At 58.1% G+C, this 17,894-nt stretch carries 17 protein-coding genes; 5 read left to right on the top strand and 12 right to left on the bottom strand.

Going from position 1 to position 17,894, the window contains the following annotated elements:
* Positions 1-29 precede the first annotated feature (29 nt).
* Genes WKI41_RS00480 through WKI41_RS00470 form a run of 3 tightly spaced genes read right to left on the bottom strand, consistent with a single transcriptional unit; the run spans position 30 to position 3,263 of the window.
* Positions 30-1,235, bottom strand: coding sequence for an ABC transporter substrate-binding protein (locus WKI41_RS00480; protein WP_340191578.1), 1,206 nt, complete (start codon positions 1,233-1,235; stop codon positions 30-32).
* A gap of 52 nt (positions 1,236-1,287) precedes the next feature.
* On the bottom strand, positions 1,288-2,220 hold the full coding sequence (locus tag WKI41_RS00475; RefSeq protein ID WP_340191577.1) for a sugar phosphate isomerase/epimerase family protein: 933 nt from the start codon (positions 2,218-2,220) through the stop codon (positions 1,288-1,290).
* Positions 2,221-2,228: 8 nt separating this feature from the next.
* Positions 2,229-3,263, bottom strand: coding sequence for a Gfo/Idh/MocA family protein (locus WKI41_RS00470; protein WP_340191576.1), 1,035 nt, complete (start codon positions 3,261-3,263; stop codon positions 2,229-2,231).
* A 136-nt stretch (positions 3,264-3,399) separates the two neighbouring features.
* Here WKI41_RS00470 and WKI41_RS00465 point away from each other — a divergent pair, with 136 nt between their 5' ends.
* Positions 3,400-4,440 carry a LacI family DNA-binding transcriptional regulator gene (locus tag WKI41_RS00465; protein WP_340191575.1) on the top strand — a complete coding sequence of 347 codons (1,041 nt, stop codon included), beginning with the start codon at positions 3,400-3,402 and terminating at the stop codon, positions 4,438-4,440.
* A gap of 43 nt (positions 4,441-4,483) precedes the next feature.
* On the opposite strand, the gene WKI41_RS00460 is transcribed toward WKI41_RS00465, so the two are convergent.
* From WKI41_RS00460 to WKI41_RS00440, 5 genes are all read right to left on the bottom strand, one after another.
* The gene (locus tag WKI41_RS00460; protein ID WP_340191574.1) at positions 4,484-6,487 is read right to left on the bottom strand and encodes an aldo/keto reductase; all 2,004 of its coding nucleotides are present in this window, start codon (positions 6,485-6,487) and stop codon (positions 4,484-4,486) included.
* A gap of 35 nt (positions 6,488-6,522) precedes the next feature.
* Positions 6,523-7,605 carry a sn-glycerol-3-phosphate ABC transporter ATP-binding protein UgpC gene (locus tag WKI41_RS00455; protein ID WP_340191573.1) on the bottom strand — a complete coding sequence of 361 codons (1,083 nt, stop codon included), beginning with the start codon at positions 7,603-7,605 and terminating at the stop codon, positions 6,523-6,525.
* A gap of 15 nt (positions 7,606-7,620) precedes the next feature.
* Positions 7,621-8,457 carry a carbohydrate ABC transporter permease gene (locus WKI41_RS00450; protein WP_340191572.1) on the bottom strand — a complete coding sequence of 279 codons (837 nt, stop codon included), beginning with the start codon at positions 8,455-8,457 and terminating at the stop codon, positions 7,621-7,623.
* The gene (locus WKI41_RS00445; protein ID WP_340191571.1) at positions 8,454-9,314 is read right to left on the bottom strand and encodes a carbohydrate ABC transporter permease; all 861 of its coding nucleotides are present in this window, start codon (positions 9,312-9,314) and stop codon (positions 8,454-8,456) included. Before WKI41_RS00445 ends, WKI41_RS00450 begins: the two co-directional genes overlap by 4 nt.
* A 91-nt stretch (positions 9,315-9,405) precedes the next feature.
* Positions 9,406-10,677 (bottom strand): ABC transporter substrate-binding protein, encoded by a 1,272-nt coding sequence (locus WKI41_RS00440; protein ID WP_340191570.1) that lies wholly within the window; start codon positions 10,675-10,677, stop codon positions 9,406-9,408.
* 92 nt (positions 10,678-10,769) lie between these two features.
* Between WKI41_RS00440 and WKI41_RS00435 the strand changes: the two genes are divergently transcribed.
* The 4 genes from WKI41_RS00435 to recX all read left to right on the top strand — a co-directional run bounded on the left by WKI41_RS00435 (position 10,770) and on the right by recX (position 14,057).
* Positions 10,770-11,657 (top strand): helix-turn-helix domain-containing protein, encoded by an 888-nt coding sequence (locus WKI41_RS00435; RefSeq protein ID WP_340191569.1) that lies wholly within the window; start codon positions 10,770-10,772, stop codon positions 11,655-11,657.
* Positions 11,658-11,847: 190 nt separating this feature from the next.
* The gene (locus WKI41_RS00430; protein ID WP_340191568.1) at positions 11,848-12,078 is read left to right on the top strand and encodes a helix-turn-helix domain-containing protein; all 231 of its coding nucleotides are present in this window, start codon (positions 11,848-11,850) and stop codon (positions 12,076-12,078) included.
* A 184-nt stretch (positions 12,079-12,262) separates the two neighbouring features.
* Positions 12,263-13,510, top strand: a complete 1,248-nt coding sequence (locus WKI41_RS00425; protein WP_340191567.1) for an adenylate/guanylate cyclase domain-containing protein — start codon at positions 12,263-12,265, stop codon at positions 13,508-13,510.
* A 1-nt stretch (position 13,511) separates the two neighbouring features.
* Positions 13,512-14,057, top strand: coding sequence for a recombination regulator RecX (recX, locus tag WKI41_RS00420; protein ID WP_340191566.1), 546 nt, complete (start codon positions 13,512-13,514; stop codon positions 14,055-14,057).
* Positions 14,058-14,065: 8 nt separating this feature from the next.
* On the opposite strand, the gene WKI41_RS00415 is transcribed toward recX, so the two are convergent.
* The 4 genes from WKI41_RS00415 to WKI41_RS00400 all read right to left on the bottom strand — a co-directional run bounded on the left by WKI41_RS00415 (position 14,066) and on the right by WKI41_RS00400 (position 17,838).
* Positions 14,066-14,452, bottom strand: coding sequence for a c-type cytochrome (locus WKI41_RS00415; RefSeq protein WP_340191565.1), 387 nt, complete (start codon positions 14,450-14,452; stop codon positions 14,066-14,068).
* A gap of 103 nt (positions 14,453-14,555) precedes the next feature.
* Positions 14,556-15,086 carry a DUF992 domain-containing protein gene (locus WKI41_RS00410; protein ID WP_340191564.1) on the bottom strand — a complete coding sequence of 177 codons (531 nt, stop codon included), beginning with the start codon at positions 15,084-15,086 and terminating at the stop codon, positions 14,556-14,558.
* A gap of 314 nt (positions 15,087-15,400) precedes the next feature.
* On the bottom strand, positions 15,401-16,222 hold the full coding sequence (locus WKI41_RS00405) for an endonuclease/exonuclease/phosphatase family protein (RefSeq protein WP_340191563.1): 822 nt from the start codon (positions 16,220-16,222) through the stop codon (positions 15,401-15,403).
* Between the two features lie 155 nt (positions 16,223-16,377).
* Complete coding sequence (locus WKI41_RS00400) at positions 16,378-17,838, bottom strand: phospholipase D-like domain-containing protein (RefSeq protein ID WP_340191562.1); 1,461 nt, start codon at positions 17,836-17,838, stop codon at positions 16,378-16,380.
* Positions 17,839-17,894: the final 56 nt, after the last annotated feature.

The raw sequence follows: 17,894 nt of genomic DNA, 5'->3' as shown, positions 1-17,894 counted from the left end.
CTCTCGATCAGAGCACCCAATCATCCAGCCTATTTGAGGATCTTGTCGATCGACTTCTGCGCCGTCGTCAATGCGTTTTCCGCCGTCGCCTGGCCAGTCAGCGTCGTCTGGATCGCGGTCTGAATAGCCTTTGAAATCTTCGACCAATCGGGGCTTGGGCCGCGATTGCGCGCAAACTTCATCGACTCTTCGAAGACCTTGTAAGCCTGAGGGTACTTCGGATCGTCGATCTTCACCGGATAGGCCGGCACGTAGCCAAACTCGTTCCAGACCCGCGGCATCTGCTCATACATGTATTCGATGAACTTGAAGGCTTCCTTCGGATGCTTGGAGTTGGCAACGATGACGTTGTCGCCTTCACCCAGAGCCGAAGCATGTGGTGCGCCTTCCTTGGGAACGGGCAGTATCGCGACGCGATAATCGAACTTCGCGTCCTTGCTCATGCGCGGCAGTTCCCATGGGCCGGAAATGCTCATGGCGGCGTTACCAGCATTGAATGTACCGGTCGAGTCCCACTGGCCGCGGATCAGCGTGTCCTTGGAGGCCAGCCCCTCATCGATGAACTTCTTCCAGAGTGTGAGCGCTTCCACACCGCCCGGAACATTGACCTTGTTGTAATCGCCGCCCGCCATCTGCAGCCATGGCAGGAACTGGAAGGTGCCTTCTTCGGTCGCTGCGGCGGAAAATGCCAGGCCATAAACGCCCTTGTCTGGCTGCGTCAGCTTCTTGGCGGCATCGTAAAGCTCGTTCCATGTCTGCGGCGGCTTGTCCGGATCGAGACCTGCGGCCTTGTACATGTCGGCGTTGTAGTAAAGCGCGATGGTGTTTGCGCCGCGTGGGATACCGTAGACGCCGTCCTTGTAGGTAACGGAGGCAAGCGGGCCGGGCAGGATCTGGTCGAGCTTGATAATCGAGCTCTTGTCGATCATCGGCTTCATGTCGAGCAGCAGCTTGCGCGATGCAAAGAGTGCGACATCCGGGTTGTCGATATAGGTGACGTCAGGTGCTTCGCCTGTCGCCATGGCCTTCGCCAACTCGTTGACCATATCCGGAAACTGAACCGATCGGACATTGACCTTGATATCCGGGTTTTTGGCAGAAAACTCCTCCGCCATCTTGTAATGATATTCGCCCGGTCGATCGACGGTCCAGAGACTGATCTGAACCTGCTCACCCCATGCGGGCGTCGACAATGCGGCAAGTGCAACTGCACCCATTAGCTTTGCAATAGTCATGATACTCCTCCTTTGATCATGATTGCGATGCCGGTTCCCCCCGGCTTGAGCATTACAGAAGCGACGGGTCGCCGCCTCCATATTCTGCGGCGAGATCGACGAAAACCCCTCCCCGGCTATGCTTCAGATAGTTGAGCGCATGAACCTGGCCCGTCATTTCCAGTTGATCGCGATAGACCGGATCATGCCATCCTTCGATATCAATCGAGCCCGACCAGCCGGCCAGCCGAAGCTCGGATATGATATTGGTCCAGTTGCTATCGCCAAAGCCCGGCGTGCGCATGAAGACGAAGGGGTGCTTGCCAAAGATGCCGTGCTCCTTGATCACATCCCAGCGGATGGTCGCGTCCTTCCCGTGAACGTGGAAAATCTTGTGCGCCCATTTGCGGATCTGCGGCAGCGGGTCGATCAGATAGACCATCTGGTGGCAGGGCTCCCACTCCAGACCAATGTTCTCGTCCGGCGTCTCGTTGAACATCAATTCCCAGGCATCCGGGTTGTGCGCAATGTTCCAGTCGCCCGTTTGCCAATTGCCGTCCATGGCGCAGTTTTCGAAAGCGATCTTCACGCCCTTGTCGGCAGCGCGTTTCGCCAGCTCGCTCCAGACTTCCCTGTAGCGTGGAAGGCTCTCCGGCAAGGGCTTGCCCCGGACGCGACCGGTAAAACCTGCCACACAGGTAGCGCCGAAATGATGGGCGTTGTCGATGCAGTCCTTCCAGCCCTGAAGGGTCTGAAGGTCCATTTCAGTCTCTTCCAGCGGGTTGCCGAACATGCCGAGCGTCGAAATGGTGATATCGCGATCGCCGATCGCCTCGACGCAACGCTTGCCGAGTTCGGCTAGGTCCTGGCCATTGGTCGTCTGCCAGAAGAACGGTTCGAAGCTCTCGAAACCGAGGTCGCCGATTTCAGAGATGCGCTCGGCGGCATCCCCTTTTGTGGCACTAACCATGGTGCCGATGCGGACGGATTTTGCTGGATCGCTCATATTGGACCTCAAATTTCGATAAGAACACGTTGACCAGTGCGGGCGCTTTCAATCGCGCCCATGACCATGGCCAAGCTTTTGATATTGTCGGACGAAACGGTCTCGGGAACCGTGCCGTCTTCGATCGCGCGCAGGAACGACAGGAGCACGCTCGCATGCCCCTCCGTTTGCTCCTCATCGACCACCTCAGAAACGTTTACGGCAGACGCTCCGCGCAAAAGCCCCTCATCGGTGCCCGCCACGGATGCGGAGAAATCCTCTTCCCCATTCCAAAGGATCATACCCTTAGATCCGACCAGCCGCCACGTGCTTTCCCAACTCGTCCGCTCGCCTTCGGCGCACCAAGAACCGCGATAAGTGAAGACTACATCATTGGAAAGTTCGAAGATCGCATTGGCCGATGCCCCATGGGCGTACCATGAGCCAGCCGGATTTTTCTCCACGCAGTAGACTGCGATTGGATCTTGATCGGCAACGAAACGGGCTGCATCGAAAGTGTGGATCGCCATATCCAGCAGCAGCACATTCTGCATGTCCTCGCGAAAGCCGCCGAAGTGCGGCGCCAGGAAGAAGTCACAGTGAATGGCCGTCAATTCACCGATCACTCCGTCCTGAACAGCACCGTGCAGGCGGCGTATCCCCCTGATGTAGCGCCTATTCTGAACGATCGCATGGACTTTTCCAGCAGCGTTTGCCAAGTCGATCAGCGTCTGCGCTTCTTTCAAGGAAGGAGCCATCGGCTTTTCGCTCAACACATGACAACCCGCCGCCAACGCAGTAGCAACCACATCAAAACGCGCATCGGGAATGACGACATCGAACACGACATCGGGATCGGTTTTGGTGAGGACGTCTTCAAGGTTGCTGCCAATGACGACATCGCCGAGTGCGAACTCGTCGGCCAACGCCTGGGCGACCTTCTCGTTCAGATCGACAAGACCGCATATGCGGATCGACGATTGTAAATCTGGATGTGAGGCGATCGCGTGCAGCCAGCCTTTGGCCATAGCTCCGCACCCGCACAAAACTGCATTCAACGTCACATTGTCCTCCCCGCTGCTCGCAAACTCCTCTTTGCGGAACCAGCTTTCGTAAACGTTTACGAGACTATGCTTAAGGTCCTAGATGTGTCAAGACCACAGTGAAAGGCTTCTCTGGTTCGGAGCCGGGAGGACATGCATGAAGGGTATCCGCCAGCTCGCAGATTATCTGGACATCTCCATCGGCACCGTATCCCGCGCCCTGAACGGCAAACCGGATGTGAATGACGATACCCGTCGCAGGGTTTTGGAGGCGGCAGAAAAGCTCGGCTATGTCGCAAACCAGTCCGGGCGCAGCCTGCGGCAGGGCGCCACCAACGTCATCGGCCTGATGACCGGCTCAGATACGCAAGCGGTGGAAAATGCTGACAACTTCTTTCTGGGCGTGACGGATGGTCTGCAGAGCGTTTTCTCCACCCACAATCTCGATCTCATCGTTCTGCCTTGTCCGGCGGAGGAAGACCCAGACGAATATCTGAAGCGCATGGTGGCAAGACGCATGGTAGATGCGATGGTCATCTCGTCCACCAGCCGGATCGACAAGCGCGTCGATTTCCTCAAGCAGACGCGGCTGCCCTTCGTCACCCTGGGGCGAACAGGCTCCAGCACCGATCACGCCTGGATCGATCTGGACTTCGAAGGTGTGGCAAGAACTGCCGTGGCTCGCCTTGCGGCAGCAGGCCATCGTTCGATTGCCGTTGCCGCACCCGATACCGACATCAATCTCGGCTACATTTTCCTGGAGGGTTATCGCAAAGGCCTTGAGGAGGCGTCCCTCCCTTTTGATGAACAACTCATCATCCGCGCCAAATCCAGCGAACAAGGCGGCTATCACGCGGCAAGCGAGTGGCTACAGATGCGGCCACGCCCGACGGCGCTGATCCTGATCTACGAGTTGATGGCGATTGGTCTCTACCGGCGCCTGGCCGAGGTCAACCTTCGCGCCGGCGAAGATCTTGCTGTCATCGGTTTTCGCGAAGGTCCGAGCGGTCAGTTTCTCGAACCGAGGTTGACGAGTTTCCGCATGTCGCTGCGCGATCTCGGGGTCTCCGTCGGCAAGACCCTGCTATCGACCATGCCGGCCTATAGCGGTTTCTATCCGCAACAGCCCAAGCACATCGTCTGGCCGATGCAGCTCATCCCGGGCGACAGCGATATCATGAACCCGCAATCCAAGTGACATCCGGCCGCATGAAGTTGCGGCCGAATATCGTCTTCCTGCCTTAAGCTTCCAGCCAGCGCACCTGCTCGGGCGTGAGCTTGATGTCGAGCGCCGACAGGCTGTCTTCCAGCTCGGCAATGGTGCGCGGGCCGATCAGCGGAATGACCGGGAACGGCTGAGCGATCACATAGGCAAGAGCAACGTGGATCGGGTTGCGGCCAAGCTCCTTGGCAAGCTCTATTGCCCGGTCGCGACGCTCGAAATTGCGCTCGGAGTACCAGACACGCACGATCTCCTCATCGTCACGCTTATCGCGGCCTGCCCTGTCGGTGAAGAAGCCTCGGCCCTGGCTTGACCAGGCGAAGTTCGGGATCTGGCGCTCTTTCGCCCATTCTTTCCATGGCTCGTCAGAGGCCGCGACACATCCGGCCCAGATAGGGTCCAGCATTTCGGCCAGCGAGAAGTTGTTGGAAAGAGCACCCGGCGCGGTCTTGCCGGTCTTCTCAGCATAGGCAATCGCCTCATCCATGCGTTGGCGCGTCCAGTTCGAACCGCCGAAGATGCCGCGAATGCGACCGCGCTTCACCTCGGCATCCATCGCATCGACGAACTCGCCGACTGGCACATCGGTATTGTCGCGGTGCATGAAATAGATGTCGACATAATCGGTCTTCAGCCGGTTCAAAGATTGGTCGAGCTGCTTGGCAATGATATCCGGGTAGCAAAGCGGCGAATGCGCGCCCTTGCCGATCAGCACGATCTCTTCACGCGGCACGTTGCGGCTGGTGTGCCAGTCACCAAAGATCGCTTCCGTCTTGCCGCCACCATAGACAAAGGCGGTATCGAAAAGATTGCCGCCTGCCTCGTAGAAGCTGTCGAGCGTCAGCGAGGCGGACGCGAAATTCGGGAAGAACTCGAAGCCGAGCGCCACGACCGATGCGGGCTTGGCAACCCCTGGAATCTGGCGCTTCGGTACGGAATTGCCGGGGGTAACGTCGCCGCCTGCGATGTTCAGAACGCGCTTGGCCGCACTCTCCACGCCATATTCCAGCCCGACCGAGGCGCGCCACTGATCCATGACCCGAAGGTTACCGAGCGTGTCCGCCCAGCTCATACCGGGATAGGCAAACTCTTGGGACTGGTTGCGAATGGCTTCACCCGCCGCGTCCACCTCGAAGGAGTAGAGGTAGCGGTCTTCGGCGACCTCAATCGTCTGGCGATCCTTGCCCTTGATGATGTCGATTTTGCCGACGCCGCCCTTGTGGCCGGAAGCAAACCAAAAGTCGGCCACTTCGATACGGCCTTCCGAGCCGATGATGCGCAACACGTTGTCCTGGTTCGCCATGATCGAGCAAGACACTTCGGCGATAATCTCGTTCGGAAATTTCAAAACGGCAGACGCCCACTCATCGACGCCCGATTGGCCGAGATGCGCCACGCCGGAAACCTTGGTGGGTTCCATGAAAGGGTGACCGGAAACAGCACCGGCAATGAGCCGCGCCATCGACACAGGGTATCCACCAACATCGAGAATGCCGCCGCCGGCACTCTCATTGGCAAACAGCCGATGATCGGCGCGGAAGCTGCCCATGCTGAAGCCGAAGCTGGAGCGGATGATCCTAACCTCGCCAATCGCGCCGCTCTTGACCAGCTCGACGATCTTGGCCGTCTGCGGATGCAGACGGTACATATAGGCTTCACCGGCGAAGACGCCTGCCTTCTTCGCCTCGTGGAAAATCGCGTCCGCATCATATGCGGAGAGCGCAATCGGCTTTTCCACCAGCACATGCTTGCCGGCGCGGATCGCCTTGATCGCCCACTCGGCATGGCCCGTGTGTGGTGTTGCGATATAGACCGCATCGATTTCGGCATCGGACAGCAGCGCGTCATAACCATTGACGATGCGAGCGCCGGGGAAGCCCTCGCTCAAACCCGGGCGGTCGGGATTGCGCGTGGCGATCGCGACAAGCTTGCCGGTGGTGGAGTTGGCAACGCCTTCGGCAAAGGTCTTGGCGATGGTGCCGGGTCCGATAATGCCCCAGCGGATGGGTTGAAGGTCGGGCATGATATTCCTCGTCTGCTTTGGATGTGAAATTGGGTTCAGCGCAGGCGCGTGCCGTCGCTATCGAACAGGAAGGCCTTTCCGGCCGGAACGGAGACAGTAAGTTGGTCGAGCTTACCGACGTGCCGGGACTCAGGGCGCTCGATGATCAGCGGCAACTCCTCCGCTAAATGCGCATAGACATAGCTGGTATTGCCAAGATGTTCGGCGACATCGACAGCAACCGTCAGATCAGCTGCCTTGCCGGCATCCTCGAAATGCTCTGGTCGAATACCGAGCGTTATGGGCGCGCCGACGCCTGGCCGCGCCGCAACCGGCACGGTGAGTGAGAAGCTGGGCGCGTGATCGAGGGTGATCGTCACGCCCTCGGCGCTCTCAGTCGTAACCTTACCCGGCAGGAAGTTCATCTTGGGCGATCCGACGAACCCGGCAACGAAGCGGTTGTCCGGATCGTCATAAAGGTCGAGCGGCGCGCCGACCTGCTCGATCTTGCCGCCCCGCAGCACCACGATCTTGTCCGCAAGCGTCATGGCTTCCGTCTGGTCGTGGGTGACGTAGATCATCGTCGTCCCGAGCTGCTTGTGCAGCTTGGAGATTTCCACCCGCATCTGGACACGCAGTTCCGCATCGAGATTGGAGAGCGGCTCGTCGAACAGAAACACCTGCGGTTCACGCACGATCGCACGTCCGATCGCAACACGCTGCCGCTGACCACCGGACAGCTGCTTTGGCCTGCGCTGCATCAACTCGTTGATTTGCAGAATTTCTGCGGCACGCCGAACGCGCCCATCCGTATCCGCCTTCGGATTGCCATTCATGCGCAGACCAAAGGATAGGTTTTCTTCGACCGTCATATGCGGGTAGAGCGCATAGGACTGGAAGACCATGGCAATGCCGCGATCGGCAGGCTCCGCATCGTTGACGACTTTGCCGCCGATTTCGATCTCACCGTCCGAGATGTCCTCCAAACCGGCAATCATGCGAAGCAGTGTCGATTTTCCGCAGCCGGAAGGGCCGACGAAAACGACGAACTCGCCGTCCTCGATCTCCAGGTTCGCGCCGTGGATTACCTCCAGCGAACCATAGCGTTTGACGACGTTTTTGAGTGAAAGTCCCGCCATGCGGCTCCTCCCGGATTACTTGACGGCGCCGGCTGAGATGCCGGCGATGAAATGGCGCTGCAGCACCACGAAAATGACGAGAATGGGCGCGGTCAACAAGACGGCTCCGGCCATGATGCCGCCCCAGGAAACCTTGGTAAGACCGATCAGCGTGCCCAGCGCTACAGGCGCGGTCATCATGCCTGGACGGGAATTGATGAGCAGTGGCCAGAGGTAGTTGTTCCAGGATGCCAGGAACAGAATGATCGAAAGAGCAGCCATGGTGGGGCGCGCCAGCGGCAGGGCGATGCGCAGAAAGATTTGCCACTCCTTCACCCCTTCCACACGCGCGGCGTCGAAGAGCTCGCCTGGCATCATCGTGAAGGACTGGCGCATGAAAAGCACGCCGAGCGAGTTGAAGAGCGGCGGGACGATGAGCGCCACCCACGTGTTGCCGAGTTTGAACTCGCGCGCCACCATGATGAATTGCGGAATGACGACGACCGCATAGGGCAAGGTAATCGTACCGATGATGATGGCAACCACCACTGAGCGTCCGGCGAAGCGATAGCGCGCCAACGCCCAACCCGCCATCGACGTCAGCATGACGGAGAGGACCGTGTAGATCACCGCCACCGTAATCGAGATGAACATCGCCCGCAGGAAATCGGTGTCTGCCTGCAGGTTCTGGAAGTTCTCGACAAAATGCGTTGACGGGATCAGCTCGATATTGGGGCTGAAGATGCCGTAATCCGGCATGGTCGAGAAGACGAACATCATCCACAGCGGGAAGAGCCAGATCAGCGCAAGCGGCGTCAACGTCGCGTGTAGTGCTATTTTCTGCCAGAGAAGCGATCTCGATTTCGATCTCATTTTTGCTCCCTCCCGACCCAGAGATTGAAGAGCGATATGACGATGGCGATGGCCGCGATGGTGTAGGCAATCGCTGAGGCATAACCGAAGTTGAGCGAGGTGAAGCCCTGGCGATAGAGGAAGATTCCGAGCGTCTCGGTGCCACCACCTGGGCCGCCACGATTGGTGATGAGGAACGGTTCGGTAAAGAGCTGCATCGTGCCGATCACCGAAAGCACCATGCAGAAGATGATGATCGGCTTGAGGAGCGGCAGTGTGATATGGAAAAACTGCTGGCGCTTGCTGACCCTGTCCAGCCGCGCCGCCTCGTAGACGTCGCCGGGGATGGATTGCAGGCCCGCCAGGATGATGATGGCGTTGTAGCCTGCCCAGCGCCACGTGACGGCGATGATGATCAGCGCCATGGCAGCCGTTGCGTTGTCGAACCAGGAGATGGGCGAAAGACCGGCATTCACGAGCATCTTGTTGATGATGCCGAAATCGGCACTGAACATCAGACGGAAGACGGCGGCGTAAGCAACCTCACCCACGACCACGGGAGCGAAGAAGGCGAACCGGTAGAGTGGTCTTGCTTTCAGCAGCGGGGAATTCAGGAGAACGGCCATGATGGTGGCCAGTGCGATCATGATCGGCACCTGAATGACGAGAATGATCAACGTATTGTACAGCGCATTGTAGAAAGCGGGATCGCCGATCAGGCGGCCCCAATTCATCGTCGGCGCGAAACGCCACGGATTGACGCGGGTGTTCTGGAACGACAGCAGAAACGAATTGATGATTGGCCAGAGCCAGAACGTTGTGAAGATCAAGAGATAGGGCGCGAGAAACGCATAGGCGACCCTGGTTCTGATGGGCATCTTCACCTCCCGAATGATGATTTTGCATGAAGGCTGAGCCTATCCGGGCGCCCCGTGCATGGGGCGCCCGGCTCTGGTTCAGCTTGGGAGATCACTGTGCGACGGGAAGACCCGTTGCGGATTCGATCTGCTTGGCAGCATCATCGAGTGCCGTCTTGGCGTCCGGATAACCACCTGCCAGATATTTTGTCTGAACGGCGCGATAGATGCCTTCCGCATCCGACTGGTAGGCCGTGCCACGGCTCGGCTTGATCTTCGGCAGGGTGGCGAGAATATCTTTCCACACGGCCTGACCGCCCCAATAGGGCTGCGGCTCGTTGACGAAGGGGTCGTTGACGGCAGACAGGAGCGACGGAACGAGACCGAATGATTTCAGCATCGTGACCTGGCCTTCATTCGTCGTCAGCGCGTAATCGACGAACTTCCAGGCTGCTTCCTTGTTCTTGGACACCGAGCTGATGGCGAGCGACGAGCCGCCAAGGTTTGCAGCATGCGGACCATCTGCCGTCAGGCTCGGCATCGGATAGACACCCCACTTGCCGGAAAGGTCCGGAGAGCCGGAGCGGATCGATCCTTCATACCAGCCACCATACATCTGGCTTGCGACCTTGCCGGCGGTGTTGGCCTGGATCTTTTCATCCCAGATGGCTGCGGTGATGATACCCGCGTCCTTCATCTGTTTCAGCTTTTCGAGCGTCGCAACACAGGCTGGCTGATTGATGGTGATGTTCTGGCCATCTGTCGAAAAGTAACCGCAGCCCTGCTCATTGGAGATCATGCGGAACCATTCGCTATCGCCATTGAAGTCGGCCTGCGTCATGACCACGCCTGGATTGGCTTCCATGACCTTCTTGCCGGCAGCGATGAAATCGTCCCAGGTCTTGATGCTTGCGGGATCGACACCCGCCTTTTCGTAGAAGTCTCGACGGTAGAAAACGGCAACCGGACCGGAGTCCCACGGAACGGCGTAGGCGACGCCATCGACTTCGAGTTCGGTGCGTTTGAACTCTGGGAAAAGCGCCTGCTTTTCAGGCGTGTAACCAAGTGCGGTCACGTCGGTGAAGCAATCTGGAAAGCGGCTCCAGAACACTTCCGCCTCAAAGTTTTCAACGGTTACGATGTCCGGCAGGCCCTCCCCGCCAGCGGCGCAGGCGGCAAGCGCCTTGTCATAAACCTGATTGTTACCGAGATCCTGGACATCTACCTTGATGTCCGGATTGGCTTTGTTGAAGCCTTCCAAAGTGGATTTCAACGCCGATGCGGCGACATTCCAGCTCCAGATCGTGATTGTGGTTTGGGCAGACGCGGGTGCAGCCGCAAGCAGGGCAAGCGATACCGCCACGCCCGTGATTTTAAAGCACATTGAAAACCTCCCTTTTTCAATTGCCGTTCTTAAGCGAACATGTGCAGATTAGCGGGGTGGCGAAATCTGTCTCGTAAAAAGGGAACGTGAAATTGTCGAAAAGTAAGATCGAGGAAAAAGCCGTCTACCAGCCCGGCGCCAGCAGCATTGAGGGTTGGCCAACGACGCTGCAGTTTTTCTACACCCACCCGCCTGTCATGCTGATGCCCCACTGGCACGCGCAGGTGGAAGTGAATTACGTCATGTCGGGAAATGTCCACTATCGCATGGGCGATCACACGTTCCGCATGAGTGCTGGACAGATGTGCCTGTTCTGGGGCGGACAACCCCATCAGATGGACGAATCCTCCGACGATTCCTTTTACGCCGGCGCGCATCTGCCGCTCTTTCACTTCTTCCGCATGCGTCTTCCCCCCGCGGTTTCCGCCATGCTCATGGGTGGCGCCACCATGCTGACGGAAGTGACGGGAAAGGCCGATGACGAGAACTTTGCGCGGTGGCGGGAATATGCAAAATCGGGTGACACCGCAAAGGCCGAGAACGCTGTGCAGGAACTGATCCTGCGCGTCGAACGCATGTTCATGGAGCCTTACAGCGTCATCTCCTCCACCTCTTCGGCCTCACGAACGACCAGCCAGGAAAATACCGCATCCGTCGCGGTCGCACGGATGTGCGATTTCATCGCCGCAAATTTTCTCGAAGATATCGACGCAACGGATATTGCGAGGGTCGCGAACTTGCACCCCAAATACGCGATGAACGTTTTTCGCAAATCGACCGGTATGACACTGATGAAGTATCTGACACTTCTCAGGCTCTCCCGCGCGCAGGCCATGTTGGTCAGTGGCAAGGACAACATTCTCAGCATCGCAATGGAAAGCGGCTTCGGCTCGGTCAGTGCCTTCAACAAGGCGTTCCGCCAGATCGCCGGCATTCCGCCCTCGGGGTTTCGCCGCGGTTCAAATGGCTATTTCCAGTGAAGTTCAGGCCATCGATGGCAGGGGCATATTCGTTAATCGCAATTTAACTATTGCAAGCGTGGCAAAGATGACTATTTTCCGTGCTGCGCTGCAACATTCATCTCTCCTTTGCAGCGCAGTCGCATGCAATTCAACGCGACGGCATTCGCCGCCGGCACAATCAGTGTCCAATATTCTAGGGAGATTATTCATGACGATTTCCGTCTCTACATCTTTTACAGGACATCAAACCAGCGCGCCCTTTGCAGGCAAAATCGCCTCGGCGCGTAACGCTGCAGGTTACACGGTCGATCAGTTGGCTCTGACCTGCGGGCTCACCTCGCAGGAAATTCTGGCGCTCGAAACGGGCGCAGACAGCGATCCCTCGCGCCTCAAACGCGTTGCAAGCGCGCTTCAACTGCCTTTGACCGCCGTTCTCTAAAACGATCCTTCAAGATCGAAAAAGGGCGCCTGCCGGCGGATGCCGCATGCAGGCGCCCTTTTTTATATCCAATATTTCTTATCCTCCCCGCTCTTCCATTTTCCGTTATGATGCACCAAATGCCCTGCATTGAAGTGGGAGCGCTGCCGCCTCTTCAATCACGCAAAGGCGGAGAGGCGAGCACATGGCTCTTGTGGAAACCGTAGATATTCCAAACCCAGTCGAAGAGAACGCGCTGTGGCCACATCAGCGAAGCGATGTGCTCGACTGGCTGGTGACTGGGACGAGCGATAACCGCTACATCGACAATATTTTCGTCGAGATGTGTGGGCGACTGAGAAGCCAAGGCATCTCGATTGCGCGGGCATCGATGAATTTTCTCGTGCAACACCCGCAATGGCGCGGCGCGCGCATCTTGTGGAACCGAGGCGAGAAGGAAGCGGAGTTTGCGACCTATGCCTATGGTAGCGAAACCACGGCAGAATATCTGAACAGCCCGCTCTATGACATCCACAAGGGGGCGGACGAGGTCCGACAGGCGCTTTATCTGCCAGGCCCGATCGATCCGGACTACCAGATCTATCGGGATCTGCGCGAAGAAGGCCTGACGGAATATGTCGCCTGGCCGCTTGAGCACACATTCGGCAAACGCCACGTGGTCACCTTTGCCAGCGATCGTGCGAACGGATTTCTCGAATCCGAGATCGAGCAGTTGAAAAGCCTGGTGCCTGCCATCTCTCTCGTCTCGGAAATACGGCTGAAGAACCGCATGGCCCGCACTTTGCTGGAAACCTATGTCGGCCCGCATGCCAGCCAGGAAATTCTGGAGGGCGCGACGCGAAGGGGTAGCGGCAATACGGTGAGCGCGGTGATCATGATCTGCGACCTGCGCGACTTTACCCGCATCTCAGACCTTTGGCCGCGTGACGATGTGATCGAGTTGCTGAACGGCTATTTCGATGCGCTGGCGGAGCCGATCGAGAAGCACGGCGGCGAAATTTTGAAGTTCATGGGTGACGGTCTGCTCGCCATCTTTCCGTTGAACAATGCCGATGCAGGACCAAACCTCATCGCCGCCATTCGCGAGGCGCAGACTGCGCTTGAGGAATTGAACACCAACAATATCGACAAGGGCCACGAGCCGTTCGGCTATGGGATCGGCGTTCATGTCGGCGATGTCATGTATGGCAATATCGGCTCCAAGAGCCGGCTCGATTTCACGGTCATCGGCCCGGCGGTCAACATTGCCTCGCGCCTGGAAACCCTGACGAAGACGGTCCGCCGGCGTGTGTTGCTGTCCGAAGACTTCGTTGCGATGATCGACAACAAAAGCGAATTCGACAGCATCGGGCCACAGTTGCTTCGGGGCCTTGAACATCCGGTGGGCGTCTACGCCTTGAAGAACCCGCCGCACGAGGCGCCGCAGATCTGACATGAGCGACGAGGCGACGGAAACTGCTCCCACAACCCGCATGCTGACATGGGCCAGGAACTCCACGATCTACCGGCTGGAAAGACGGATGATGACGGAGCGACAACTTTTCGATGCCATCTCTCGCAAGGCCAAAGAGAAATTCGACGATATCTCCGCCGAGCAGATCCGCGCGCTCGCCGACTCTGCTGTCCGTTTTGCCTATGAGATCAAGGCGCTGGACGATAACGCCTTTGCCGAAATCACCACCCGCTCCGCTGTGCGTAGCGGAAAGTCCAAGCGGGCGATTGCGCAGAAGCTGAACCAGAAGGGTGTGAGCAAGGACATTGCAGCCCACGCCCTTGAAGCGAGCGACGATCTTTACGCCGCCGTCGTGCTGGCACGAAAGCGACGGTTTGGTCCGTTCCGCCGTGAAGAGGCGGTGGACGAGAAGAGAATGAACAAGGAAATTTCGGCTTTTGCCAGAGGTGGTTACAGCTTCGATCTGGCAAGCCGCGTCTACTCGATGTCGCTTGATGAGGCGGAGGACATTCTCGCTTCTCGATAAGGGCTGGCTCAAGGAGCCGGTTTCGTCTTGAGGTAGGCGATGATGTTGTCGATCTCCGTCTCGCTCCAGAGGCCGTAGAAACGCATCGAGGTACCGGGCACCTTCTTCTTCGGGCTCGATAGAAACTCTCGTAACGCCTCTTCATTCCAGACGAGACCTCCTGCGCCTGCATCCTTCATCGCCTGCGAGTAATTCGGATAGTCGGCAACGGAACCGGCGGGTCTTCCTACGATGCCCATCAGGTGAGGTCCAAGACGCGTGCGAGGACTATCGACGTTATGACAGCTTGAACATTTGGCAAAACCGCGTTCACCCGCCGCCGGATCGCCATCGGCGTGAGCGCCAATCGGGAACAGCACGATAATAGATGCGGCGAGTGACAGGATTGGCTTCATGGGATTTCTCTGGTCTGATAACGAAAACGCCCTCTACGCTACGATAGCGAAGAGGGCGCGTGTTGTTCCATGCGGCATATTGGCTTTACCGCGGTCGGGCCGATTAGCCGTTAGCAGGCGTCAGGGTAACCGAGGTGCCCGTTGCAGCAAGGTTCAGACCGACCTGGCCGGTGACGCTGACGGTCTGCAGCTGGATGGAACCAGCGGTGCCACCAACGAGAACGTTTGCACCGACGCCGAGGCCAACCGTGGCTTCAGCCGTTGCGCCCTGGTAGAGGCCGGAGAGCGAACCGCGGTGGTAGCCGGCTGTCGGAGCGAAGACTGCCCATACCAGCTTGCCCTGCGTGGTGAAGCCAAGGTCTACACCCATCTTGCGGATGACGCCCGTGTAGCTGTCGGTGCGGCGCGCGCCGATGGTGGATTTGAACGTGCATTCCAGTTCCTTGGCAGAACCGATCACGTAGCCAACACCGCCGCCAACGTCGCAGGTCAGATAGCCGATCTTGACGCCGTTACGGTCGTCGCTGTCCTGGTAGGTTTCGCGGTAAGGCGCCAGATCGGCTGCGACTGCGCTCAGCGGACCGCTCAATCCAAGTGTCATGGCAGCGAAAGTAACGGCAAAAGTCTTTTTCATCTGTTTTCTCCTGTTTTATTCTGTGACCCAACAGCCCTGAAGTCTTTGTTGGACATTCAATTGCGCACAGCAAAAATGGTTCCAACGATTTGATCCAAAGCCTTCGGGGCCGTTGGAGAATCTGTTTAACCACCCCAGCAACCATGGTACGCCTAGATATTCATTTGGGCGGGATAAGGGCACTCAGATACCGCATCTCCACGATGGGATCACCTTTGCCCGAAACGTTGCTCCTGAGGCCGAAGATGGCTTGCGAGGAAGCGCATTGCACTGCAAAGAAACGTGTCTCCAAGCGCGTTGAAGCAGCCAGCGAACTATACAGCCGCAGCCGCCTTAAGAAGGTCCGTGTTGATCGTTGCTTTCAACGGAAGGTGATCGGACGCCACACGCGCCAGCGCGCTATCGTGGGCTTCAACCTTCTCTATCATCCCCTCGCGATTGGAGATGATGCGGTCGAGCGCCAGGACGGGAAGTCCCGATGGAAAACTCGGTACCGCGGGCGGCAAGGTGCCAAAGGCCTCGCGGAAGGTATTGAGCGACGAACCATTGCCCAGACGCCACTCGTTCAAGTCGCCCATCAACACGGTTGGCTGCGCTTCGCGCGTGTTCAGCAACTCCACCAGCGCTTTGGCCTGCTGAGCGCGCGAGTGCCTCAGCAAGCCGAAATGGGCTGCGATGATGCGCAGCGTTCCCGCAAGCTTCAGGTCAAGCTCCACCACAAGTGCTCCGCGCGGCTCCAACCCTGGCAGTTTGACGGTGTGAACATCTCGGACTGCACCTTCGCGGAACAGCACGACATTGCCATGCCAGCCATGGGCCTTGCTGGTACCAGCCACCTGCACCGGGGTCAGGCCACACTCGCGTTCGAGCCGACCGAGATCGAGCAAGCCCGTCCGCTCGCCGAATCGACTATCGGCTTCCTGAAGCGCAACGACGTCGGCGCGCAACTCGTGAATGACCTTGCAGATGCGGTCAGGATCAAACTTGCCGTCGCGACCAATGCATTTGTGCACATTGTAAGAGGCGACGACCGGAGAGGTCTGCTCCGTCGCTACATCATCGGAACATCGCCTGTTCTTACGGTTGCGCAGAGACGAAATGAAAACTGCGGGCAGACTATCGTTTTTCGGTCGCATCGCTTTCCTGTCTAGAGCGGCCTGCGTCATCTCAAGAAGCACTGCAGTTGCTCTAACTTTTTCATTCGACGCATGGCGATCCTCGACAATCGTCCGCGATTCTCAAGGGTCCCCGTGCCGTTGGATTACGTCGGAGGTTGAACCCCAACCCAATGTCAAAGGTAAGGCGAGGCCAACCACAATATCCGTTCCGTCAGACGAACGAGGAACGGCCTAGCCCTTAACTCTTCCAGCTTCACCGGCGTTGCATTCTCAAGCGCCAGCCCTATCCGTTCCGACACTGTGTTTGCAAAGCCTTCATCCAGAACTTCCATGTCCACCTCAAAGTTCAATCGAAGCGAGCGTGGATCGAGATTTGAGGAGCCGACATAAGACCAGCGATCATCGATGACCAGAAGTTTGGAGTGATTGAAGGGACCGGTGGCGCGCCAGATGCGGCAGTAACTCTTGAGCAACTGGTCGAACTGCGCGGTCATGGCGCGATCAACGAGCATCAGATTGTTGGTTGCCGGCACGATGATGTCGACCGCAACGCCGCGGCGCGCAGCTGTTGTGAGCGCTGAGATCAGTTCGCGATCCGGCAGGAAGTAAGGCGACATGATGCGGATCGAGGACCTAGCAATCGAAAACGCGCCCATCAGCATCTTGTGGCTCGTCTCGATGCTGTTGTCCGGTCCGGAGGCAACCGCACGCATCAGGATCGGCTGACCCGGAACGCCATCTGGAATGGTGATATCCCACACAGGGCCATCCAGACGCTCGCCGCTGGCAAAGCGCCAGTCCTCGGCTGCGACCGTGAAAAAATCGGCAACGACAGGCCCCTGGACCTTGAAATGCGTGTCGTGGGATTGTTTGTCTCCATGAAACTCGCGGGTGAAGCCTTCGCGAATGTTCATGCCGCCAGTGAAGGCGATCTTGCCGTCGACAATAAGGATTTTGCGGTGGGTGCGCAGATTGGCGTAGGGCAGCCGAAGCCCCATGATCACGTTGCCGTTGAAAACCGCGGACCTGATTTCTTCCAGCCGCAACTTGGAGAGGATGCTGGGCACGGAGTATCGCGCGCCAACCGCGTCTACCAGAACACGCACTTCGACGCCTCGCTCTTTGGCGCGGGCGAGTGCTGAGACAACGCGAAGCCCGATCCGGTCATGATCGAGGATATAGGTTTCCAGGATGATCGACCGACGCGCGTGACCAATGGCCTCCAACATGGCCGCATAGGCCTCGTCGCCATCCGACAGGGTCTCGATGGTGTTGCCGGTAGTCAGCGCTGTACGTGTCACCCGGTCTCCCACGGTCTTCATGGCGACGAAACGGCGGCCAAAGCGCTCGACAACCAATGCGTTGTCGGCATCGAACCGCGCCACCCGATCCATGATCGTCCCGTGCATCAAAGACCGCTGCTGTCCGAGGTTGCTGCGCCTGATCCGGTTGATGCCGGCAATGGCATAGAGCAACGCTCCGATGATGGGAGACAACACGATGACACCGACCCAACCAAGGGCTGAGCGGACCTCCTGTTTCGTCATCGTGGCGTGGACCGCAGCCGCGGTTCCCATGGCAAGCGAGAGTAATGCGAGAACGTGGGGCCAATAAGCTTCGAACAATGCGATCATGAGATGAATATAGCGATCAAAGGGCGGGCCGCAACGACCTGAATCGCGAGAGAAAA

The sequence above is a fragment of the Agrobacterium larrymoorei genome, from assembly GCF_037722385.1.
Taxonomy (GTDB): domain Bacteria; phylum Pseudomonadota; class Alphaproteobacteria; order Rhizobiales; family Rhizobiaceae; genus Agrobacterium; species Agrobacterium larrymoorei_C.
The sequence above is the reverse complement of the archived record's forward strand: the minus strand, read 5'-3'. Positions and strand labels throughout refer to the sequence as shown.